Here is a 21,864-nt window from a genome sequence, read left to right on the forward strand (position 1 = left end):
GGAGCATCGTTCAACCTTTAAGATTTAGTGAGAATAGATACAAGCAAGCTCATAAAACAAGCTCTGTCTGCTATTGAAGCGGACAGGGCTTTTTGTATTTTTAGAGATCCTCAGCATTAGTGTATGATGGCTTTGGCATCATGAGCCAGTGCAGTTTTCAGCATGCCATAACGATGTTCGTGACTCATCTCAAACAGCCATGGCCGACGTGGTGCCGTCAGATAACCAAGACAATCCCGAGTCTGAAGCCAGTCATGTCTGGTGATCGGTTCATATGGTGTATCCCCCCATACAGCAAGCAGTTCCGGACTATATAATCGTTGCCCTTCTGGGAGCCACTCGTCATCTAATAACGCCTGAGCGTATAATGTATGATCACCCGCCTCATCTTCACGATCGGTAAACAGGCCAGGCCAATATTCAGCACGCGAGCCACGATGGGGAACCGAACGTGCGAACGCCAATACTTGTGTGTGTACTTGCTCCATGCCAAACAACAGAGCATATAGGCCTTTGCCAAACATGATTCGCTCATCCAACTTGCCAAAATGCTCAATGACACGTCCTGCAAGTCCTGCTCCCCGTCCAAGAGGAAAAACGATATGGTTCAGACCTGCCAGATTATGCAGATGGAATGCGGATTTGGAGAGTACTTCTTTTTGAAAATAAGGATGCTGCACGACCCGGCTCTCGATATAGTTCTGCTCATTAATAATTAACGCCACACTAAGCAGCGAACTGCACCGTTCCAGCCAAAAACGTTCCCAAAACGGCGTCATGAACGCCGAGACGTGAAAGTGCGACAAGAGATGGAAGCAGCTTCGTCCGATCCGGCGACTGTGCATATACAGCTGAAGCTGGGGATAGGCATCCTGGAAAATGAGTGCATTGCATCGCTCCAGCAGCCGATACATATGCTCGCGATCGCTCTGATTCTGCAGATTATGCATCAAATCACTCTGAAGATCTGTCATGTGATATCCACCGTTACGAGAGACCATATGGGCCAGCAGTGCCCAATGCAGTTCGGGACATTGCTCATAACATTCCAGATAGGCCGCCGTGCGAGTGATATTACTTCGATTATGCTCCTGGGTCAGTGTCTTAATCTCTTCCAGAATAATACAATCTTCTTCGCAGATGAGTGCGCTTTGGACCTGATCAGTGCGTGCAAAAGCCTTGTTGCTGGCAGGTAGCAAACGCTCCACTTCAGACTGAAGGGCAGCTGCCGTATCGGTATCCCACGCGATGTCACGCAAGGGGTGACGAAGCTGTGTTGAAGCTTGCCAAGCCGCTTGTTTCCCGCGCCAGATTTCCCGGGCGGCTCCAGGAAGGGAACGAACCATCTGCAGGAGGGACCCATGATGCTGTTCGCTGGAAGAATCGGTTCTGGTGGAAGTCATGATGTGACATCCTTTCATGATGTACTGCGTTTAAATGCACAGTCCATGTGGTTTATTCTAAGTATGCGCTGATTATTTGACTTCCACTCGCCAATTTGCTTCACTTAGGGTAAGACAAGGTACAGAAAGGGAGATGAATCGAATGGAACAGATTACTTCCAAACCGGCATTTGATGTAGCCATCCAATCCCCACGTTTGACAATTGCCGTATTCAAGGCAGACTGGTGTGGTGACTGCAAATACATCGATCCGTTTATGCCTGAGGTTGAAGAGAAATATGCACGTGAACTGACTTTAATTGAGGTCGACGTGGATCAGGTTGGAACGGTTAGTGAAGAGCAGAACATTCTTGGCATTCCAAGCTTTGTAGCGTATACCGATGGCCGCGAACTTGTACGGTATGTGAACAAGCTGCGCAAGTCGAGAGAAGAGATTGAGCAGTTCCTGGATCGCGCAGTTGAAGTGTACAACACGATTCATAAATGATGTTATATAAGTTCGATAAATGAATATTTACACAAACACTACGATGCCAGAATAACCTTCCGATCGCTGTTATCCCCAGATTTCTTTGATCCCTTTTATAAAGGGGAAATCCGGGGATAAAGGCGAACACTCCGCTTCTTCTGGTTATTTCTGTCCTCTCCGTTATTGTGTAAATGTTTCATTGAACTTATATAAAAGTATGACAGGTTCATGTTGTAAAAGGGTATAATAAAAAGAACGCCATTTCTCTTGAAATAGGGAAATGGCGTTTGTGTGTTCGCCATGTTCTAAGTCAGAAATATGTATGTACATATTCTCAATGACCTGCGGGTCATTATTTCACCAGACGTTAACATTTTGTCACAAAGCGCGGGCGTCAATGAACAATTTATCCGGTATAATGAATTTAGTTGTGAAATAAGTGTCAAAGTACCGAAACAAGCGGAGACTATTCTTCGCCATCTTAAACCAACAGCGGGTGAGAAAAATTTGAAACACTTAACTTTGTTTAAATGGTTAACCGTATTAACCTGTCTTGTCATGTTTCTGGCCACTTTCGGTGGAGGCATCGTAACCAAAACGGAGTCGGGCCTTGGCTGCGGAACAGAATGGCCTTTATGTAACGGAAAACTCGTTCCTGCACATACTGTGGCTTCACTCATTGAATATTCCCACCGTGCTGTAAGCGCACTGGCTGGATTGCTGTCCATTGCCTCGTTTGTTGCTTTTCTGCGGTTCGGCAAGTCACGCCGTGACCTGCAATTGTTTTCTTTCTTAACCTTGGTATTTGTGATCGTCCAGGGTATCATGGGGGCTTTTGCCGTCGTCTTCTCCCAATCGTCAGCAGTCATGGCACTGCATTTCGGCTTTGCACTGATTGCTTTTGCCAGTTCCCTAATGATGGCGCTGGGCATAAGGCAGGAGGCAAAAGATGGTGGGTTGGAGCGCCTGAATAAATACCCTCGGGTTAGTAAAAAATTCAGGAATCTGGTCTGGTTCTCCACCATTTACACCTATCTCGTGGTATACACAGGCGCATTTGTAAGCCATACGGATTCTGCCGGGGGATGTTCCGGATTTCCGCTCTGTAACGGGCAGATTATTCCTGAACTATCGGGTGGTGTAGCTGTTGCTTTTGCTCACCGTGCAGCTGCTGCGTCGCTCGTGATTGTTATTGCAATCTTGGGTCACTTCGCCTACCGTAATCATCCGGACAACAAGGAAATGCGTACCCTTGGCGTGGTATCCGTTGTTCTCATCCTGATGCAAGTCGTTATTGGTATTTTCATGATGGTGACAATGAACCGTCCGGAAGTATACATGTTCGTAGCTCTTGCTCATATGCTGGATATCGCCATATTGTTCGGAGTTTTGACGTATATGAGTTTCCTGGTGTACAAGCTGTATCGCCCGGTTAATCGGTTTTAGATATAGATTCATTCATTTTAAAAGTACTTGAACTAAATAGAAAGTCCACCATCCAGTGATGTACATCATTGGACAGGTGGACTTTGTTTGATGTCAGGGGGATCAGGGCAACCTATGGCAAGCAGCAATTACACGGAATGGATGAAGTGTTACGGTGATGAATTCTTGTTGAATTGGAAAAGAGGAGGTTGTATATGCTGCGAACGTTGCTGGGGGAAAAACCGCGTGTCAATGAAGGTAAATTGAAGGAAGCGATGGACGCAATGGCGCATACGCTTGAGCTATTTCAGCGACAAATGCATGTAGACCATGATCCCACGCACGACTATCGGAAATTGTATGTGTGGACTCAGGGACTCATCTCCTCACTGGATGAACTGGAGCAAAGCTGCTTCGCTGCTGCTCATTTTCGCAAAAAGGTCGTTGCAGGCTCAACGGACGACATGACGCCTGCTGAAAAAGCCGAGTATGCACGGTATGTGTATTTCTACAAAGATGGCTTCATTCGCTGCTTTGCCATTCTGGATAAAGTCGGCACCGTATTAAATGAAATATTCCAGTTGAATACCTCAAATACAAAAGCGCATTTTTCTTATTTTACGGTGTTAAGGCAGTTTGATTATGCAAGAGAGCATCATGAGCTTGCATTGCGATTGATTCAGATCAAGGATTCCTATCGGGAGCCGATGAGCAAGCTGCGTAAACGACGTAATATGGAGATTCACTACATGAACTCGGAAATGCACGATGACCTATGGCAGCTTCACCAGACGTTGCAGGGTAAAGTGAAGTTGGAGGATCTGAATCAGCATGTGCAGGAAATGCGTCAAGGCGTGGATATGGTCTGTGAAACGTTAACAACCTCTTATCGTTATATCAATGATATATGGAAAAGAAATAATTCCCTTTGACAAATCGGAATACTTGGAATATACTGAGTCTCAATTAGAAAGTTATAATTTTGACGAAGATTGAACCGATAACTCTAAAGATACGTTCACATTATAAAGCATAAACTACATGAACTTATAAAATCCTACAACAACATATTTCTTATCGAGAGCGGCGGAGGGACAGGCCCGATGAAGCCCGGCAACCGATTTGTAACCGACATGATACATGTATCATTCGTTATAGATGTTAGGTGCTAATTCCTACAAAATGGTGCAAGGCACGATTTTGGCAGATGAGAAGGTATATTCTTTCACGTGAAGAGCCCTCTTTGTATCTGCAAAGGGCTCTTTTTTGTACTTTAAGGGGAGTTTTCCTTTAGATCGGGTAAAGATACATGTAGGTGGTTGGAAAGGGGCAAGTGCGATTGATTGAATTAAAAGGTTTAACGAAAACGTACGGCAAAGGAAAAAAAGCTACAACTGCGTTATCCGAGCTGAATTTGAACATCCAAAAGGGTGAAATCTACGGCGTGATTGGCCATTCCGGAGCGGGTAAGAGTACATTGATTCGCTGTATTAATTTGCTGGAAAGGCCTACGGAGGGCGAAGTATGGGTTGATGGGATCAACCTGACAGAGCTGAGCAAAACCGAGTTGCAGCAACAGAGACGCAAAATCGGGATGATTTTCCAACATTTTAATCTGTTATCCTCGGCAACGGTATATGACAATGTGGCTTTTCCACTAAAGCTTGTGAATACGCCCAAGGATGCCATTGATCGCAAAGTGAAGGAAATGCTCAATCTGGTCGGTCTGGAGAATCACAGCAACAAATATCCAGCTCAACTATCGGGTGGACAAAAACAACGTGTAGGGATTGCGAGAGCACTTGCGAGTGATCCGAATGTACTTCTCTGTGATGAGGCTACTTCAGCACTTGATCCGCAGACGACAAATTCAATCCTGAAGTTATTGCTCGACATTAACGAAAAGTACAACCTTACGATTGTGCTGATTACACATGAAATGCATGTCATTCAGAACATCTGTGACAAGGTGGCTGTCATTCATCAAGGCGGCATTGTGGAGCAGGGACCTGTAACGGAAGTGTTCCTGAAGCCGCAGCATGCCATTACGCGGGACTTCATGATGCGTGACCATGAAGCAGGACTGGCTCTGGAAGAGACCGCTCTGGCGAATGCAGGCGTTGAACTGCAGATAGGGGTTGCTTCCAAACTTGTGAAGATATCCTTTCTGGGGAACAAAACGTATGAAGCGATTTTGTCCAGGACGGTTCGTAAGACGGGTGTGGATTTTGCCATCCTGCAAGGGACGATCTCTACGATTAAACAGGTTCCTTATGGTCAGCTGACCGTTCGGTTCGAGGGTGATTCCAAAGCAATTGATCGGACGATATCCGAATTAACCGCTGAGGGACTTGATGTGGAGGTGCTACGTTAGATGGATTTTTCAACCGTTCGTTGGGAAGAGGTTGGTAAAGCTTCCATTGAGACACTGCAAATTCTGGGTGTATCAGGCCTGTTCACCGTTATCTTTGGTTTACCGCTTGGAGTTCTGCTGTTCATGACAGCCCGATCTGCTTCGATCAAGGCACGGACATTCTACACGATACTATCCCTGATTGTTAATATTTTGCGCTCGGTACCATTTATCATATTGATTGTTGCTCTTATTCCATTCACTCGTATACTGGTCGGTACAGCTACGGGGGTTCTCGGCGTAATACCTCCTTTGGTTATTTCTGCAGCTCCTTACTTTGCTCGATTGGTGGAGACGACGTTGCGAGAAGTTGATCGGGGGGTAATTGAAGCGGCTCAATCGATGGGGGCATCCACCGGACAGATTGTAAGGCGGGTATTGCTGCCTGAGGCACTGCCTGGTTTGCTCGCCGGGATAACAATCACCATCGTTACGCTAGTCTCTTATACGGCAATGGCGGGCATGGTTGGTGGTGGAGGTCTGGGAACGCTGGCAATTAATTATGGGTATTATCGTTATCAAAATGAAATCATGATTATATCCGTAGTATCGATGATTATTCTCGTGCAAATTCTCCAGATGGCTGGAGATCGCTTGGTTACATTTTTCACCAGGAAATAACACATAGATAACATGATGGTTATGCATTGATGCGGATGCCACATGAAAAAATGATTAGAGAAGGGGTTTTACACATGAAAAAATGGTCTTTCGCTCTACTTAGCCTTATGCTGATTGCGGTTCTCGCAGCTTGCGGTAACAACAAGGACGCTGATAGCGGCGCAGATAATTCAGCAGGTGCACCGCGTACGGTTGAATTGAAAGTTGGAGCTTCACCTACACCACACGCAGAGATTCTGGAAAGCATCAAGCCTGAACTGGAAGCACAAGGGATTCGTTTGCAAGTTGTTACGTTTAATGACTATGTTCAACCCAACCAGCAACTTGCTGATAAAAAATTGGATGCAAACTTCTTCCAGCACCAGCCTTACCTGGATACAGAGAATAAGGAACGTGGATTCAACCTCGTTGCTGTAACTCCTGTTCATGTTGAACCTTTTGGCGGATACTCCAAAAAGATTAAGTCTTTGGATGAATTGGCTGACGGTGCAAAAGTAGCCATTCCAAATGACCCATCCAATGGGGGACGTGCTCTGTTGTTGCTGGCGAAGGAAGGCATCATTACGCTGAAAGACAACACGAATATCACATCTACGATTCAAGATATCACAGCCAATCCGAAGAACCTGGATATCATCGAGCTGGATGCAGCCATGATGCCTCGTCAATTGGATGAAGCGGATCTGGTATTCATCAACGCTAACTATGCGCTTGAAGCGAACCTGAATCCGGCGAATGATGCGTTGCTGATCGAAGATCTGCAAGGTAACCCATACGCGAACATCCTCGTTTCCCGTGAGGACAACAAAGATGCAGATGCAATTCAGAAATTGGCTGCTGCCTTGCACTCCGAAGAAGTGAAAACATTTATTAAAGAACGTTATAAAGGAGCGGTTGAACCTGCTACTGAATAATTCGAATGTTATGTATAATATGATGTGAAGCTTGTAAGAAGAGGATGTCCCCTAAGTCATGAATATGACGGAAGGACATCCTCTTTTTGCGTTATTTTGTTTAAGAACCTGATACACGCTAAGTCATAGTTTTTCTGATTTATCAGCGTTGGAGTGATGTCCAGATTCCCGGTAATAAGACAATTCATTCTGATCAGCATACTGCTGTTCATCCGCTTCCTGCAGGTACGTCCTCTCGGAGGGAGAGAGTTTTCTTCTTCTCCATTTGAGCTTTTGATTTTGTATCTAATCCAACCAATTAGTCCAAGGACGACAACCAGCATCAAGGCCCATCCTTTTTTGAGCAGAAGCAGAATACTGAATTTTTGGGAAGCTGTGAACCCGATCCCGCCAAGCAGTAGGCTGTTCAGCCCCACGGTAGATGTTTTGTCAGTCGAAGCATTGTATTCCTCGTAGGTGTACCCGGCATTGATGCTAAGCTGCTCCAGCACGGTTTCCTCGAAGGCTTGGCGGCTCTGTTGAAAGGTGGCCGTATCTGTGACCAGAATGGCTGTGATATATCCTTCGCGTGTCAGGAGTTTTACATTGTAATTGACCATGGCTTGCTGATCAGCATTTCTGAAACCAAGGGAGTAGACCAACTGATGTTTGGTATTGTCATATGTGGGTTCAATTTCCCAACCCGTTATGTACGTTCGATATTCAGGATCAAGATCTCTGTTTTCTTCTTCTGTGCCACGGATATAACTGCTTAATAGTTCTTCGGCACTCAGATTTTGATCCTCATCGTGGATATGACCCGTCTTCACGTATTCAAACACCACATACCACGAGCCGTATTCGCTATTGCTGGTTAGACTTCCGATCTCATTCCCATTAGGCTTGCCCCCACTGTTAAGTATCGAGCGTTGGGTGTTGGCCTTATCCAGGAAGGCATGGCTTTCCGGGACTTTCAGTGTGGCTTTACCGTCCAGAGAGACCGATGCTGGTCCACTAATCCAATCGTATTCATCAGGTGCCTGGTCCGTCTCACTTTCCGCTGATACCTGTAAGGCGCTAGTGACTGTGAATAAACTCAACATTAAAAGTGTAAGAAATGATATCCATCGTTTGTTCTTCATATTCATGTAGAGGTCCTTTCGGGTTATATCCTCGACAGTACCATAGGTATTTGATTGCAATCAAGATATATTTGGAATTAAAGGTGGATAATCCCTTGTGGATAAGCGAGTTGTAGGAGGACGATAAATCTTTTATACTGGATAGTGACTGCTCTTTGAAGAGGGGGATGAACGTGAAGGGAAAGATTGCCCTCATAACGGGAAGTGCCAAAGGTCTTGGTAAAATGACAGCCCTCAGTCTGGCAGATCAGGGATGTCATATTGCCCTCAACTATGTACACAGCAGAACAGAAGCTGAGGCTTTAAAGGCTCAGATCACAGCCAAGGGTGTGCGGTGCATCGCCATCCAGGCGGATATATCCAAGGTGGAAGATATCTCTTCATTGGTTGAACAGGTGGAAGACTACCTGGGCAGCATTGATATTTTGGTGAATAACGCGGGTCCATTTGTCCGTGAACGACGATTATTTGCGGAATACTCTGAAGCTGAGGTTCAGATGCTTGTGCAGGGAAATCTGCTGGGACCGATGTTGCTGGATCAGCGTGTATTGCCAGAGATGAGACGCAAGCAATGGGGGCGCATTATTCATTTTGGCTTCAGTCATGCTGGAGAAGCGAGATCATGGCCTCATCGCGCAGTATATGCGGCTGCCAAGGTAGGTCTGGTCTCCTTTACAAAGACACTCGCCGTTGAGGAAGCTCCTTATGGAATTACGGTCAACATGGTATGCCCGGGAGATATTCGTGGTGCCAACAAAGAGAAAACGATTGATGAAATGGCAGGCATCACCGACGAGGAAACGCCAAGAGGGCGTCCGGGTAGCGGTGAAGATATTGCACGAGTGATTACGTATCTGTGTCTGGATCATTCCGATTTTATAACAGGCAACATTATGGATGTATCTGGAGGACTTGATCCGATTCGTCCAACCATACAGCGCGAGGATAGCTAAGGTGAGTTGAAATGCACAATCTGCATATGCGCACAAAAAAAAGAGCCCTCCGCTTCATGCGAAGCGAAAGGCTCTTGAGGTTTATTTCGTGAAGGATTGATTAGAATACTTGTACGACTTCTTGTACACCCTCAACTTCTTCGAGAAGGGCGCGTTCAATCCCGGCTTTTAAGGTAATAGTGGAGCTTGGGCAACTGCCGCAGGCACCGACCAGTTTCAGCTTAATGATGCCGTCTTCCACGTCAACCAGTTCCACGTCACCGCCATCGCGTTGCAGGAACGGACGAAGTTTGTCAAGAACATCAGATACCTCATCATACATGGTGTCTTGTGCGTTTTCGCTCATATTTTTCAACTCCTTTCCTTCTTATATTATATTACAAATGGCCATAAATTAAAATGGTCAAACAAAGCAGGTGAACCTACATGAGACCGATTATTGAATTTTGTGCCAACAATATGCATTTTGGCACAGATGAAGTCATGGATCAACTGGAAGAAAATCCAGACTATGATGTGATTGAATACGGCTGCCTCACCAACTGCGGCCAATGTTCTATGACTCCATTTGCACTGGTGAATGGTGAAGTTGTCATCACGGACAAAGTGGAAGATCTATATAACGCCATTCTGGCCAAAATTGCCGAAGCCGATGTCTGGGACGAGCTCGATCTCGACTAACCGAGATGGCGCTTGGACATCCAGAGCACACCACTTTTCAAAATACGAGGTACACGTCCCATCATGGACGTTTTGCCCATCAGCCCAAACCCAGACTTCTTGCCGAGTGCACCGAGCGTGCCACGAAGCTTGAGTGGATGTGGATTGGGCTTTTCGCCTTTCCAGAGGGCATGCTGAATATGGGCGATCTGCTCACCCTGTACTTCCGCAGCTTGACCACTAGGTGCATAGGGTACACTCGCGCAGTCACCAACGACATAAACATCGGTATATTCCGGGATTTGGTAATATTCATTCAGGACGACACGACCTTGCGGGTCTTTGGTTACGTCCAGATCCTGTACGACTTTGACTGGCTGAATACCTGCAGTCCAGACGACAGCATCCGTTAGAATCTGTTCATCCCGGTTGTAGATGGCATTAGGTTCCACGCGTGAAATGGCAATATGCCCGCGTGTCTCTACCTGATGCTCGTTGAACCATTCATGCACATACACGGACAGGCGCTGTGGGAAAGAAGATAATACACGTTCACCACGATCCAGAATGCTGATGTTCAGATCTGGTCTGCTCTCACGAAGTTCGGCTGCCATCTCGACACCACTTAATCCGCCGCCGACGATATGCACATTACCATAAGCTTTCACTTCATTTAAGCGCAGGTAGGTCTCGCGTGTTTTGCTGAAGCTTTGAATGGTACAGCTGTAGTCTTCTGCGCCTGGCGTGTTGTGGAAACGGTCTGTACAACCAAGTCCAATGACAAGTTTATCGTAAACAAGCGGGTCTTGACCTTCAAATTCAATCTGACGCTGTTCCAGGTCAATCGAAGTAACTTCTCCATAACGGTAAGTGACTTTATCGTTCACTGGAAATTGGATGCGCAGGTCATAATCGGATACGGTTCCTGCTGCGAGTGCGTAATATTCTGTCTTTAATCCCTGAAAGGGGCTGCGGTCCACCAAAATAATTTGTGTATCGGATGGAATTTTGCCTTCCAGAAGTTCCTTAATGATGGTGAGGCCGCCATAACCGCCTCCAAGAATGACGAAATTTTTCATGACTCGGCTTCCTTTCTTCATCAGTCCCACTGAAATGGGGCTGTAAACTGTGGAGCAGCTATGCAATAACATAGCTGCTCCTTTTGTTGGGATTTGAATAATTGAAAAGCAGACATTGAAAATTAAAGATATCATTCAGCAGTTTGCACCACTCGAATTCAAACGTCTCTCTATCATGAAAGCTGCGTTCTGGAGTGGTGCTGGTGCGATCTTGATTTTAGATGGTGTGCTATTGATATCCTATTCGTACACTTGAATTTCATTGTAGAATGTATCACGTTCTACCGGAATACGTCCTGCGCCTTTAATAAGCCATATGAGCTCTTTACGTGTAAGGCCTTCAGGTGTGAGAGCACCAGCAGCATGACTAATCCGTTCGCGAACGATCGTACCGTGTGCATCCGAAGCACCGAATCCAAGGGCAACTTGAGCCAGCTGAGGACCGATGTTAATGAAGTATGCTTTGATATGATCGATGTTATCCAGCATCAGACGGCTGATCGCAATTGTTTTGAGATCTTCATAAGCCGAGTTACGACGCATAATGCTTGCGTTTTTGCTTTTTGGCTGCATGGAAAGCGGGATAAAGACCATGAATCCGTTGGTCTCGTCTTGCAGTTCACGAATCTGCACCATATGGTTGACTCGATCCTCATAGGACTCGATCGATCCATATAGCATCGTCGTATGTGTACGCATGCCGAGCTCATGAGCTGTGCGGTGCACCTCAAGATAACGATCCACGTTGGCTTTGTCTACACGCATTTTTTTACGATATTCATCCGAAAGAATCTCAGCGCCGCCACCAGTTAATGTTTTCAGACCGGCTTTTTGTAGCTCTTGCAGAACTTCTCTGATACCGAGTCCGCTAATGCGGGTGAAGAAATCAATCTCGGCTGCCGTGTAAGCTTTCAGTGTAACATCCGGATATTTCTCGTTTAAAGCACGCAGGGAATCGACATAATATTGAAAAGGAACATGATTGTTATGTCCGCCTACGATATGGAACTCACGTACGCCAGGATGAATATGCTGTTCCACATAATCAATCATTTCCTGACCGGATAATGTATAAGACCCTTCTTCACCCTGGTCTTTGCGGAAATTACAAAAAGCGCAGCGGGCTTCGCATACGTTTGTAAAATAAAGACTCATGTTCTCGATGAAATACACTTTCTTACCATTCTTCCGCAGGTTGGCCTCATTGGCCAGCTGGCCCAAAGTCAGCAGATCATCTGTTTCATACAGATATACGCCGTCTTCTACGTTCAGCCTTACGCCGTTCTGCACTTTCTCAACGATTTCAGCCATTCTTTTGTCTGTGAACGGTGTTACCAATGTAGACATACTGTTTCCTCCTGTTCTTGACCGGAATTGAGTTGTGTAGGACCTGACTTACAGAACTACATAGCAAAGATGCGGTCAACCGCCGCCTTCTTACATGGACTAACTCTTATTTACCCGGTGCAGCGTGTGCTGCTTATGAAAGCTAAATTTTTTCAGAAAATGGAGTCTGTTGACTCATATATGCATTGGGGACTGCGTTGCAGTCTCGAAATGTGAAAAAAATTACAACTCCAATTATGACCATCGTCTGAATAAGTCATGACAAAATATCGACATTTCAGTGCGACCACCTATTCATTATAAACCTCGTGTCCCGGGGGTTCAATACACTGGGAAGAAAAAGGAGTACAGGGGGAACGCGGAAAGAGGCAAACATGACTTGAGACCCTTGACGGGGTGGAGTATAATTTATAGTAGAGTTAATGAAAGGTTGTTCAAAAATTACGCTTTTGATTACGAAGGATGCCTAGCGGCATCTCAGCGTCGAAGATGGGATTCAGCCGAAATGTCCGTTGCTCACGTAGTTTTGCCTACGCTCCGCTACTTCATTTCTATCTTCATCCCATCTTCTTGGTACTGAAAAGCGCCCTACTTGAACATGATTTTATATGAAAAAGGAGAGTGACCTGGCATGATTAACATCAGCGAAACGGCTGCTGACAGATTGAAAGAGATGCTTGCACAGCAAGAGACACCTGGTATGTTCCTGCGTCTTGGCGTAGCACCGGGCGGTTGCACCGGATTTTCGTACGCCATGGGCTTTGACGATAAAGAGTCCGATGAGGACTTGTATATGGATATTCAGAACATGAAGGTTGTAGTCGAGAAGGAAAACCTGAAATATCTGAATGGACTTGAAATTGATTTTGAAGAGTCCGGCATGTCGGGCGGGTTCACCATCCATAACCCGAACGCGGTAGCCACTTGTGGCTGTGGATCTTCTTTCCGTACGAAGGAAGATGCGGGTGTGCCTGATAAGGATTGTTAATATAAAGGTGGCTGCAATGATAAGGCACAGTTCCAGCGAAGGTCATTCGCTTGGGATTGTGTTTTTTTTTGACTTTATGGCAGGGTTGGCTGAGTTCTTTAATTTAACGATTCCAAGAGATAAATAAGGTATAAAATCACGTTTTTTCAGTATTGACATTTTGTTCCAATGGAAAGTATATTATTTGTGCAAACGTTTGCAAAATTACGAGCGCAGTTTTCCTGTTAAACAAAGGGTTTTACGGGCCGTATGTTCCGGAAAAACTTCTAAGATGTCCCTTTTTGCGCAAACGTTTGTACAAGAATGGAGTTATGACATCCCACAACAGCCCAAAGGGACATCAAACTGAAACAGGACAGAAGAACACGAAACAACATGGAGGGAAGATTAGAGGAAAGGAGGAGGAGTTGTAGGGATTTAAAAAAAGTGTCTTGAGTCACGCCATGCTAAAACGTTAAACAGGTTAGAGAGCTTAGACAAATAACGAGAATTCTTGTTTCCCATAAGGGAGCCAATAAGGGAGGAAGAACATGAATTTTAAGCGCAAGCTCGGCGCATTAATGTTGGTATTATCGATTATTATTTCTACCCAAAATACAACAGCGGCTTATGCCGAAATTTCGGCTTCTCATGTGTATCATAACCATATGCCTAATTTTTGGGCATACTACGACACATCCAAGTATGCTTCTGCACCTGTAGGGTCTCCAATCCGGTACACATATGATGGGCAAGTCATTGATCTGAAAAATAACCCTCCGGCAGGTTATCCATACTTTTTACCCGGGGGAGCGCCCATGCCACATGATGATCTCGTGGCGTATTATAGTCACCATGCAAAGACAGGTGCTTATCTGAACTGGCCATGGCAAGTTGCTGGTGATCTGAGGAACAATCACCCTGCTGCAGGGATGCAGGTGACCATGTCAGGGTCGTTACTGAACAATGTGAACAGTTTTATGTATACCAATAATGTAAACGGTTACAATAATAAAGATTGGGGTGCGCCGTGGAAGAATGCTTACAATAACCTCAAAACAACGAATGGAGAACAGACGATGGATCTCATTCACTTCTCTGGACACCATTCCATGGGGCCATTGGCTGGCAACGATTATCTGTTGAAGGATTTGATCTACCAGAATGCTGTGCTGGCACAACCTTTTTTTCTGGGAGACAGCTTTAAATCGTCTAAAGGCTTTTTTCCTACCGAGCTGGGTTTCTCGGAACGGATTATCCCGGTTTTGGATCAACTCGGCATTGAGTGGTCCGTAATTGGAAATAATCATTTTTCACGAACTCTCCAGGACTATCCGCTACTGAACGATCCGGGCAAAGATACGATGGTTTCACCGCCAAACCGAGCAGATTTGCAGAATACGAGCAATGTGGGTTCGTGGGTATCTTCTCCCATGTTCAATGAGAAACAAGTGGTTCATAATAAATATCCATTTGCTTCTACGCCCCATTGGGTGCGTCATGTGAATCCTGAAACCGGTGCTGAGAAAAAAATTGTTGGTATCCCTGTGGCCCAGGCAGAGTCGTGGGAAGAAGGGTATCAGGGTTCAGTCAAGGCAGATGCGCTGAAGCCTTTTGAAGGAATGGTTGATCAGAAGCAGTTCTTCGTGATTGCCCATGATGGGGATAATTCTTCAGGACGTGCAGGATCAGAGGATACTTGGCGCAATGCAGGAAATGTGACTTATGCTCAGCCGGGTGTGAAGGGAGAGAGCATTAATGAATACTTGCGTACTAACACACCAAAAGCCGACGATGTAGTGCATGTTCAAGACGGTTCGTGGATTGATACGCGGGACTCCTCATCAGATCCGACATGGTATCACTGGCGTCTTCCATTTGGAATCTGGAAGGGGCAGTTTGAAGCGTTCAATAAGGCTACAGGCCTTAATCTTGAGCCTAAGAAAAACCTGGATGGTGTACAGGAAGGGATGACCGTATCGTTTGAATATGGTTACCATTATCTGGAACGTAATTTTGCGCTTGAGCAAGCTGCACTGAATTATGCCAAGACAGCTGAACAGATTTGGCTGGACAGCAATCCGAACCATTGGAAGCCAACGACGGCACTAGACCGTGAGATCACTTATGAGGGCAATCAGCTGAATCCTTGGATGATGGCTTACCCGGTAAAAGGAGACGCTGCTAATAATTATAAGGGAGGTGCGAACCCGGCAGAGTTAAGTTGGTATTTCCTCCTGCCTGCATTGGATTCCGGGTTTGGTTATTATGATGAAAATGTGGATGATGGGGTAAAGCCAACGTTATCTTTCAATCAGTCGCTTTTCTTTTCCAAGCCCTATGTAAGTAGTCAGCTCGCGAAGGACCGTACCGGACCATCGATATGGTGGCCGCAGCGTTATCCATATAACCCTGGAAGCGCCAATGTCAGCAAGGCGGAAGGATGGACACTTCATTATTTTGACAATACATTTGGCATTTATACCTATGCTTATGATGTTAACGGTGTGAATGATATTAAGGTGAAGGTACGGACACATCGGGATAAGCTGGCGGATGCCAAGGACAACACCTTTCGTGTGTACGACCCTGCTGCGCTCAAGGCCAAAGGGATATCCAACATTGATCCGACGAAAGTTAGTAGCTGGCAAGAATATCCCATGACGAAACGTGATCTTAAATCGGATATGAACGGTGTGGCCTGGCAGCCAAGCAGCACAGATATGTTCAAGCGTGTACCTGCTCAGGAGATCGGGGATATGTATTACACGTATTTCAACGATTTCCAAGATCAACTGGTCGATTATTATATTGAAGCTGTCGATGCGAATGGCAATGTTACACGCAGTGAGATACAGACGGTATATGTGGGTATGGGAAAATATAAAAAAGACACATCGGGCAAAATTGTGGAGGATGCGAATGGAACAATCCAGGGCACACATCCGTTCCTGGTGGTCGACGGGACACCGCCTTCAGTGCCATCAGAAGTCAATGCAAAACGTGTGACAGATCGCAGCATTACACTGCAATGGGCAGCATCCACTGATAATGTGGGTGTAGAGGGCTATGATATTTATCGGGACGGGGCCAAAGTTGGAAGTTCGCTGACAACGGAATATACGGATATCGGACTTGAGCCCAAGAAATCATATGCATACAGTATAAAGGCGAGAGACAAGGCGAATAATGTCTCTTCCGCCAGTTCAACTGTACAGATCCAAACGTTGGCAGCAGATACAGAGCCGCCAACAGCGCCTGCAAATGTAGCTGTACAGAATGCTACCTCATCCGCTGTGACAATTGACTGGTCAGCCAGCGAGGATAATTACGGAGTAGCAAAATATGAAATCTACCGAGACGGTTCAAAAGTAGGGGAATCAACCAAACTAAACTATACGGATGAGTCCCTTGCACCGGCAACAGAATACGTATATACGGTTAAAGCGATAGATGCAGCAGGCAACGTTTCACCTGCCAGTGTGGCTCTTTCGGTACGTACCAAAGAAGGTAATACGGTAACCATATATTATAAAATGGGCTATCCGAACCCGTATATTCACTATCGTCCAACAGGTGGGACATGGACGACTGCTCCGGGTGTGAAAATGATGGCAGCCGAGATGCCCGGATACACCAAGATGACAGTCAATGTGGGTACAGCGACGGGGCTGGAGGCTGTGTTTAACAATGGTAGTGGCACATGGGATAATAATGGAGGAAAAAATTATCAGTTTCCATTAGGGGTTAGTACCTATAATTCCGGAGTCATTACACAAGGAGCGCCTCATGTGGATATAACTCCTCCAAGCGTACCAACCGGTCTGACCGTAACTGCAAAAGCGGCTGATCGTGTAACATTGGCTTGGAATCCGTCGACCGATCATGTAGGCGTAACCGGGTATGAAGTGTTCCGTGACGGTGTCAAAATCGGCACGAGTACGACACCTGCATATACCGATAATAGCCTGAAGGCATCAACGAGTTATGTTTATACAGTCACGGCCTATGATGCAGCACAGAACAAATCGGATGCAAGTGCTGAGTTAAGCGTAACGACCGATGCTGCCCCGAAAAGTAACAGTGTAACCATCTATTACAAGCAGGGGTTTGCCCAGCCCAATATTCATTACCGTCCTGCAGGAGGTAATTGGACGACACCACCAGGCGTTGCCATTCCAGCATCCGAGCTCACCGGATATAACAAAATTATTATTGATGTAGGAACTGCTACGGGACTGGAAGCGGTATTTAACAACGGTAGCGGCACTTGGGATAACAATGCGGGAAGGAACTATTTCTTTCCTCTCGGAGTAAGCACATACAATGCAGGTGTTATAACTCCAGGAATACCTGGAAATGCAACGAGTACGAATCTCATCGGGAACCCATCAGCTTTCCTATCTGTTGGATCGAATCGACTGCATTTAAAACGGGAACAACAAATCGCATGACGTAAAAAATGCATGGATGCATTAAATCTAAGCAATATGACGGTTAACGAACCACCTGGTCAGGCTACAATGTTAGCCCATTGCTTATACATTATTATAGTTAAGAGGCCTTGTACATCTATGGATGACAGGGCCTTTCTGATTCGGAATGAAGAACGATAAAAGATAGAAATCCAACTCCAATTTTTTTCTTTTTACGAGGTTTTAAAGAGGGAAAAGATTACGGGTTGACAAGCTTAGTTGTAACAATTATAGTTACAATATGAGTTTCAAACATAAACAATATTGATAATTTAAAGGAGAGATTACGATGAATATTGCAATTATTGGTGCAACAGGCAAAGCAGGAAGTGTGATTTTGAAAGAAGCAGCAGACAGAGGGCATGACGTGACGGCGATCGTTCGTAATGCATCCAAATTGGAAGATAAAAGCCTGAATACGCTGGAGAAAGATGTATTCGATCTTACAGCTGAAGATCTTAAGGCGTTCGATGTGGTTGTAAATGCATTTGGTGCTCCAGCGGGGAAAGAGAACCTGCATGTGGAAGTAGGACAAGCGTTGATCAACATCCTGAAAGATGCACCAAACACTCGTCTGATCGTCGTGGGTGGAGCAGGAAGCCTGTTCACGGATGAGTCCAAAACATTGCGTGTCTTTGAATCCCCGGGGTTCCCTGATGCTTACAAAGCAACTGCAACGAACCAAGGCCAGAACTTGCAGGATCTGCAAGCATCCTCTGGCATTCAATGGACATTCCTGAGCCCGGCTGGATTCTTTAATCCAGAAGGTGTACGCACAGGAAAATATCAAGCTGGTAACGATGTTATCCTCGCAAACAGCGAAGGCAACAGTTACATCAGCTATGCAGACTATGCGATTGCTTTGGTGGATGAGATTGAGAACCCGCAGCACCAAAACGAGCGCTTTACCGTTGTTGGCGAAGCGAAGTAACAGTTTTAAATGATAATATGGAACATATAAACGGACGCTGATCTTCACAGATCGGTGTCTGTTTTTTTTGCGTTATGAAAGAGGGATGTTCTGCAATCAAGTTATGAATCAAATTCACATCACTTCTGTTTGTCCGAAAAAACGGTCATAACATTCCACTACAGCAAAAGGAAAATGCAACATTTTTCCTGTTAAACAGGTCAATAAAGATGTACAAAAACGTTATGAGAAGAAGGTGGGAAAACTGAAGCTACGTATAGTCACGTTGATGCTTTTAATCTCTACTGTGTTTTTTGGTTTTAATGTGCAAGATGTTAAAGCTTTGTCATGTGCCGAATCGGAAAGTCCCCAAGCAGAGTTAGAAAGAAATACTGGAGCTGTCTATGGAGAAGTAAAGCAAATAAAGGTGGACATAAAGCAAGAGGGGTTTACGGGCACAAAAGAGAAATTCAGATATATTTTAGTGGAAGCTGAGAGGAGTTGGAATACTGAAGTTGACTCTCAACTAATTATCGCGACGAACTACACTTGGGGGTTTGATTTCAAGGAAGGCAACAAATACTTAATCTACTTTAGTGAAGCAACTGGGGAGTTAATCAGTAGTCCGTGCAGTTCGACCATCGAAATGAACAATGTTGATCAAGCAACTGAACTATTCGGGGAAGGATTTCCACCCAAACAACAAGTAAACTTAGAACACAAAATGTGGTTTATGTTTGAGCAAGATATGGATATGTATATCGTAGGTATAGTCGTATTAGCGGCGATTTTTATCCTATTTATAATTGTAAGAAAGAAAAAGGGCAAAGCATAATTTCGCTGCGCTAAAGTGAGACTTTTGCTCATAGAAAAGTCACTTGAACATGAGCGTGGCTTCCAGCATGACCTATTACCCCTTTACTAAAACGAGGATTGAGGCGTATAATCCGTTGAGACATCAGAGCGTTAAGAGGGGAAAAAGTTATGAACAATGGGTTAATCAACGCAATCATTGCGTATATCATGTGGGGGGTTCTCCCGCTGTATTGGAAGTTGTTTGAAAATGTACCGGCAGGCGAGATTTTATCGCACCGGGTCGTCTGGTCATTTGTCTTTATGGGGATTTTCGTTGCTGTTCAACGTCGTTGGGGTGACATGAAGCGTATCCTGACCAGTCGTTCGACCCTTCTGTCCCTTACCGCAAGTGGACTGCTAATTGCTATCAATTGGCTGATCTTCATCTGGGCAGTTAACAATGGTCATGTCGTTGAGACAAGTCTGGGCTATTATTTGAACCCGTTACTGAATGTGCTGCTGGCGGTTGTCTTCCTTCATGAAAAGCCAAACCGTGGACAATGGCTCGCGATTGCCATCGCTGGTGTCGCGGTGCTTATTATCGCCATCGACTACGGACGTTTCCCATGGGTCGCGATCTCGCTGGCTGTGTCGTTCGGCTTGTACGGTCTGGCGAAGAAGAAGATTAAGCAAGACGCTTCTGTAGGCTTATTTTCGGAGACCGCTGTAGTTCTGCCCATCGCACTCGGCTACTGGATCTACTTGGCCATAGTGGGAAAAGCAACGGCATGGACGCTGCCTGCACCCATGTTCATCGAATTACTTCTAGCCGGCGTGGTGACTGCGCTGCCGCTGTTGTTCTTTGCACGGGCGGCAGCTCGGATGTCGTTGTCCACACTCGGATTTGTACAGTATATTGGGCCGACAATCATGCTGATTCTGAGCGTGTTCGTGTTCAAGGAAACGGTCTCGCCAGTTCTGCTCGTCGGTTTCGCGCTCATCTGGACAGCGCTCATCGTGTACGCTGCTGCATCGATGCGTGCTACGAGACTTGCCAAGGTCAGCTGAACGTAGAGGTAGAGGTAGGTATCATCATAGGTTGCCCTGTCTGCCGATCAGGTGGACAGGGCCATTTTTTTGTTTGAGGGGAACGATAGCTCGACAAAAACTAAAAAGTAGCTGGATCAATGTTATGGTAAAATACAGGAGTATTACTAAAAAAGAGTAATTAAAAAACGAGGAGGCAACAGATATATTATGGTCAATGAGCTGTACGGTAAACGTGGTCTGTTCTTTACAGAGAACAATGTAGTTCGGACAGTATTTCAGTTTTCTATTTCAGCGATCATTGGTGTTATATATGGGTTTATGATGCTCAACGAGACGATAGGTGAATATATTAATAAATTATTACCGAGTACGGATGGTCCTGATCTTCACTTATATCTGCCCGTTGTGGTGACAGTGTTTGTCTATTCGTGCTTTATTCAGAAGAAACAGCGAATTGTTCTTGAAAAAATCTCATTTAGTTGTCTCCATATTTTTGTTGCCCTGCTAAGTTGTGTTTCTGCAGTTGTCGTGTTATTGATGATCTGATCCACATTCCTACGTATCCATACCTTCAGGCCCATCCACTGCATCAATGACACCGACAGCGAGTGTTGTTACCGCAGCAGCAGCTAAAAGATTCTTGGCACCAAGCTTGACTCTGTCCTTATCTTCCTCTTGCATGCCCACAACAACATCTTTACCGCTGTTATATACATACTTGGCTGATATGGCTACACCTTTTGCAGTACTAGTTACGGCACTTCCAATATCGGCAAGTCCCGCGTCTATGGCGGTATCATCTTTTCGAATTGCACCACTGGCCAGATCATATGTTCCGCTAGCCAGTTGTCCAACGGTTTTGCCTGTATTAATTGTAGCTTTCTCTACACCATTCCCGATTTCTTTGATAAAAGGACTTCCCGCGAGTTCACCGACCACCCGCACACTGCCACCCAATACTTTCCCTGTAACTTCCCCAGCCAATTGACCCATCCCTTTTAAAAAACTCATCCATACTCCCCCGCTCCAATAAGAAGTTGATTCTATGTGTTATCTCAATAAACTTATTATATTCAAATGTAAGCCAAAGAACATCAGTCTCCAGCCCGAGTGGTGCACCCCTCCTCCATTGATCGCGACACGATTTTAGAAGTGTCCGATCCGCCACCGGAACGCACCCTTAGCGCACCTCATCACAAAAAGGCGCTACTCCCACCAGGGATAGCGCCTTCTGCCCTTGCTTTACCTTACTACTAAATCCA

The 21,864-nt window shown here is 45.5% G+C and carries 20 protein-coding genes and 1 riboswitch; of the genes, 14 read left to right on the forward strand and 6 right to left on the reverse strand.

The features are described 5' to 3' along the window. Positions 1–116: 116 nt before the first annotated feature. Positions 117–1,403 carry a DUF2515 family protein gene (locus ACTHPG_RS21580; RefSeq protein WP_440391467.1) on the reverse strand — a complete coding sequence of 429 codons (1,287 nt, stop codon included), beginning with the start codon at positions 1,401–1,403 and terminating at the stop codon, positions 117–119. Positions 1,404–1,545: 142 nt separating this feature from the next. On the opposite strand from ACTHPG_RS21580, the gene ACTHPG_RS21585 reads away from it, so the two are divergent. The 6 genes from ACTHPG_RS21585 (at position 1,546) to ACTHPG_RS21610 (ending at position 7,245) form a co-directional block, all read left to right on the forward strand. Further along, positions 1,546–1,890: a thioredoxin family protein gene (locus ACTHPG_RS21585; protein WP_017692403.1), complete on the forward strand. Its 345-nt coding sequence runs from the start codon at positions 1,546–1,548 to the stop codon at positions 1,888–1,890. A 489-nt stretch (positions 1,891–2,379) separates the two neighbouring features. Next, a complete protein-coding gene (locus tag ACTHPG_RS21590) occupies positions 2,380–3,318 on the forward strand; it encodes a COX15/CtaA family protein (RefSeq protein ID WP_091037900.1) in 939 nt (312 codons plus the stop codon). A gap of 194 nt (positions 3,319–3,512) precedes the next feature. Further along, positions 3,513–4,229, forward strand: a complete 717-nt coding sequence (locus ACTHPG_RS21595; RefSeq protein ID WP_440391468.1) for a Cthe_2314 family HEPN domain-containing protein — start codon at positions 3,513–3,515, stop codon at positions 4,227–4,229. Positions 4,230–4,368: 139 nt separating this feature from the next. Further along, positions 4,369–4,511: riboswitch (SAM riboswitch) on the forward strand. 125 nt (positions 4,512–4,636) lie between these two features. Further along, the gene (locus ACTHPG_RS21600; protein WP_440391469.1) at positions 4,637–5,671 is read left to right on the forward strand and encodes a methionine ABC transporter ATP-binding protein; all 1,035 of its coding nucleotides are present in this window, start codon (positions 4,637–4,639) and stop codon (positions 5,669–5,671) included. After that, positions 5,672–6,331, forward strand: coding sequence for a methionine ABC transporter permease (locus tag ACTHPG_RS21605; RefSeq protein ID WP_440391470.1), 660 nt, complete (start codon positions 5,672–5,674; stop codon positions 6,329–6,331). A gap of 74 nt (positions 6,332–6,405) precedes the next feature. Continuing rightward, positions 6,406–7,245, forward strand: coding sequence for a MetQ/NlpA family ABC transporter substrate-binding protein (locus tag ACTHPG_RS21610; RefSeq protein WP_440391471.1), 840 nt, complete (start codon positions 6,406–6,408; stop codon positions 7,243–7,245). A gap of 56 nt (positions 7,246–7,301) precedes the next feature. Here ACTHPG_RS21610 and ACTHPG_RS21615 read toward each other — a convergent pair whose 3' ends face one another. Beyond that, positions 7,302–8,372, reverse strand: coding sequence for a DUF2167 domain-containing protein (locus ACTHPG_RS21615; RefSeq protein ID WP_440391472.1), 1,071 nt, complete (start codon positions 8,370–8,372; stop codon positions 7,302–7,304). Between the two features lie 167 nt (positions 8,373–8,539). Between ACTHPG_RS21615 and ACTHPG_RS21620 the strand changes: the two genes are divergently transcribed. Beyond that, positions 8,540–9,319, forward strand: coding sequence for an SDR family oxidoreductase (locus ACTHPG_RS21620; protein ID WP_440391474.1), 780 nt, complete (start codon positions 8,540–8,542; stop codon positions 9,317–9,319). A gap of 100 nt (positions 9,320–9,419) precedes the next feature. On the opposite strand, the gene ACTHPG_RS21625 is transcribed toward ACTHPG_RS21620, so the two are convergent. After that, the gene (locus ACTHPG_RS21625) at positions 9,420–9,665 is read right to left on the reverse strand and encodes a NifU family protein (protein WP_062837977.1); all 246 of its coding nucleotides are present in this window, start codon (positions 9,663–9,665) and stop codon (positions 9,420–9,422) included. Between the two features lie 80 nt (positions 9,666–9,745). Between ACTHPG_RS21625 and ACTHPG_RS21630 the strand changes: the two genes are divergently transcribed. Continuing rightward, positions 9,746–10,000, forward strand: a complete 255-nt coding sequence (locus tag ACTHPG_RS21630) for a YuzB family protein (RefSeq protein WP_036605750.1) — start codon at positions 9,746–9,748, stop codon at positions 9,998–10,000. Here ACTHPG_RS21630 and ACTHPG_RS21635 read toward each other — a convergent pair. Continuing rightward, entirely contained in the window at positions 9,997–11,058 is a 1,062-nt protein-coding gene (locus ACTHPG_RS21635; protein ID WP_440391475.1) for an NAD(P)/FAD-dependent oxidoreductase, read from the reverse strand. The genes ACTHPG_RS21630 and ACTHPG_RS21635 overlap by 4 nt on opposite strands. A 240-nt stretch (positions 11,059–11,298) precedes the next feature. Next, on the reverse strand, positions 11,299–12,405 hold the full coding sequence (gene mqnE, locus ACTHPG_RS21640) for an aminofutalosine synthase MqnE (protein WP_440391476.1): 1,107 nt from the start codon (positions 12,403–12,405) through the stop codon (positions 11,299–11,301). Between the two features lie 631 nt (positions 12,406–13,036). Between mqnE and ACTHPG_RS21645 the strand changes: the two genes are divergently transcribed. From ACTHPG_RS21645 to ACTHPG_RS21670, 6 genes are all read left to right on the forward strand, one after another. Next, complete coding sequence (locus ACTHPG_RS21645; protein ID WP_253440679.1) at positions 13,037–13,393, forward strand: HesB/IscA family protein; 357 nt, start codon at positions 13,037–13,039, stop codon at positions 13,391–13,393. Positions 13,394–13,923: 530 nt separating this feature from the next. Further along, complete coding sequence (locus ACTHPG_RS21650; protein WP_440391477.1) at positions 13,924–17,826, forward strand: carbohydrate binding domain-containing protein; 3,903 nt, start codon at positions 13,924–13,926, stop codon at positions 17,824–17,826. Positions 17,827–18,136: 310 nt separating this feature from the next. Further along, complete coding sequence (locus ACTHPG_RS21655) at positions 18,137–18,778, forward strand: NAD(P)-dependent oxidoreductase (RefSeq protein WP_440391478.1); 642 nt, start codon at positions 18,137–18,139, stop codon at positions 18,776–18,778. 235 nt (positions 18,779–19,013) lie between these two features. Next, entirely contained in the window at positions 19,014–19,592 is a 579-nt protein-coding gene (locus tag ACTHPG_RS21660) for a hypothetical protein (protein ID WP_440391479.1), read from the forward strand. Between the two features lie 149 nt (positions 19,593–19,741). Continuing rightward, positions 19,742–20,620 (forward strand): EamA family transporter RarD, encoded by an 879-nt coding sequence (gene rarD / locus ACTHPG_RS21665; RefSeq protein WP_440391480.1) that lies wholly within the window; start codon positions 19,742–19,744, stop codon positions 20,618–20,620. Between the two features lie 189 nt (positions 20,621–20,809). After that, complete coding sequence (locus ACTHPG_RS21670) at positions 20,810–21,148, forward strand: hypothetical protein (RefSeq protein ID WP_440391481.1); 339 nt, start codon at positions 20,810–20,812, stop codon at positions 21,146–21,148. 9 nt (positions 21,149–21,157) lie between these two features. Here ACTHPG_RS21670 and ACTHPG_RS21675 read toward each other — a convergent pair whose 3' ends face one another. Continuing rightward, on the reverse strand, positions 21,158–21,613 hold the full coding sequence (locus tag ACTHPG_RS21675) for a hypothetical protein (RefSeq protein ID WP_440391482.1): 456 nt from the start codon (positions 21,611–21,613) through the stop codon (positions 21,158–21,160). Positions 21,614–21,864: the final 251 nt, after the last annotated feature.

Source organism: Paenibacillus sp. SAF-068, from assembly GCF_051967555.1.
Taxonomy (GTDB): Bacteria; Bacillota; Bacilli; order Paenibacillales; family Paenibacillaceae; genus Paenibacillus.

Coding starts and splice junctions, on each gene's coding strand:
- rarD (WP_440391480.1), top strand. CDS start 19,742: ATGAACAATGGGTTAATCAACGCAATCATTGCGTATATCATGTGGGGG.
- ACTHPG_RS21635 (WP_440391475.1), bottom strand. CDS start 11,058: ATGAAAAATTTCGTCATTCTTGGAGGCGGTTATGGCGGCCTCACCATC.
- ACTHPG_RS21610 (WP_440391471.1), top strand. CDS start 6,406: ATGAAAAAATGGTCTTTCGCTCTACTTAGCCTTATGCTGATTGCGGTT.
- ACTHPG_RS21625 (WP_062837977.1), bottom strand. CDS start 9,665: ATGAGCGAAAACGCACAAGACACCATGTATGATGAGGTATCTGATGTT.
- ACTHPG_RS21580 (WP_440391467.1), bottom strand. CDS start 1,403: ATGACTTCCACCAGAACCGATTCTTCCAGCGAACAGCATCATGGGTCC.
- ACTHPG_RS21675 (WP_440391482.1), bottom strand. CDS start 21,613: ATGAGTTTTTTAAAAGGGATGGGTCAATTGGCTGGGGAAGTTACAGGG.
- ACTHPG_RS21630 (WP_036605750.1), top strand. CDS start 9,746: ATGAGACCGATTATTGAATTTTGTGCCAACAATATGCATTTTGGCACA.
- ACTHPG_RS21645 (WP_253440679.1), top strand. CDS start 13,037: ATGATTAACATCAGCGAAACGGCTGCTGACAGATTGAAAGAGATGCTT.
- ACTHPG_RS21615 (WP_440391472.1), bottom strand. CDS start 8,372: ATGAATATGAAGAACAAACGATGGATATCATTTCTTACACTTTTAATG.
- ACTHPG_RS21670 (WP_440391481.1), top strand. CDS start 20,810: ATGGTCAATGAGCTGTACGGTAAACGTGGTCTGTTCTTTACAGAGAAC.
- ACTHPG_RS21595 (WP_440391468.1), top strand. CDS start 3,513: ATGCTGCGAACGTTGCTGGGGGAAAAACCGCGTGTCAATGAAGGTAAA.
- ACTHPG_RS21650 (WP_440391477.1), top strand. CDS start 13,924: ATGAATTTTAAGCGCAAGCTCGGCGCATTAATGTTGGTATTATCGATT.
- ACTHPG_RS21655 (WP_440391478.1), top strand. CDS start 18,137: ATGAATATTGCAATTATTGGTGCAACAGGCAAAGCAGGAAGTGTGATT.
- ACTHPG_RS21605 (WP_440391470.1), top strand. CDS start 5,672: ATGGATTTTTCAACCGTTCGTTGGGAAGAGGTTGGTAAAGCTTCCATT.
- mqnE (WP_440391476.1), bottom strand. CDS start 12,405: ATGTCTACATTGGTAACACCGTTCACAGACAAAAGAATGGCTGAAATC.
- ACTHPG_RS21585 (WP_017692403.1), top strand. CDS start 1,546: ATGGAACAGATTACTTCCAAACCGGCATTTGATGTAGCCATCCAATCC.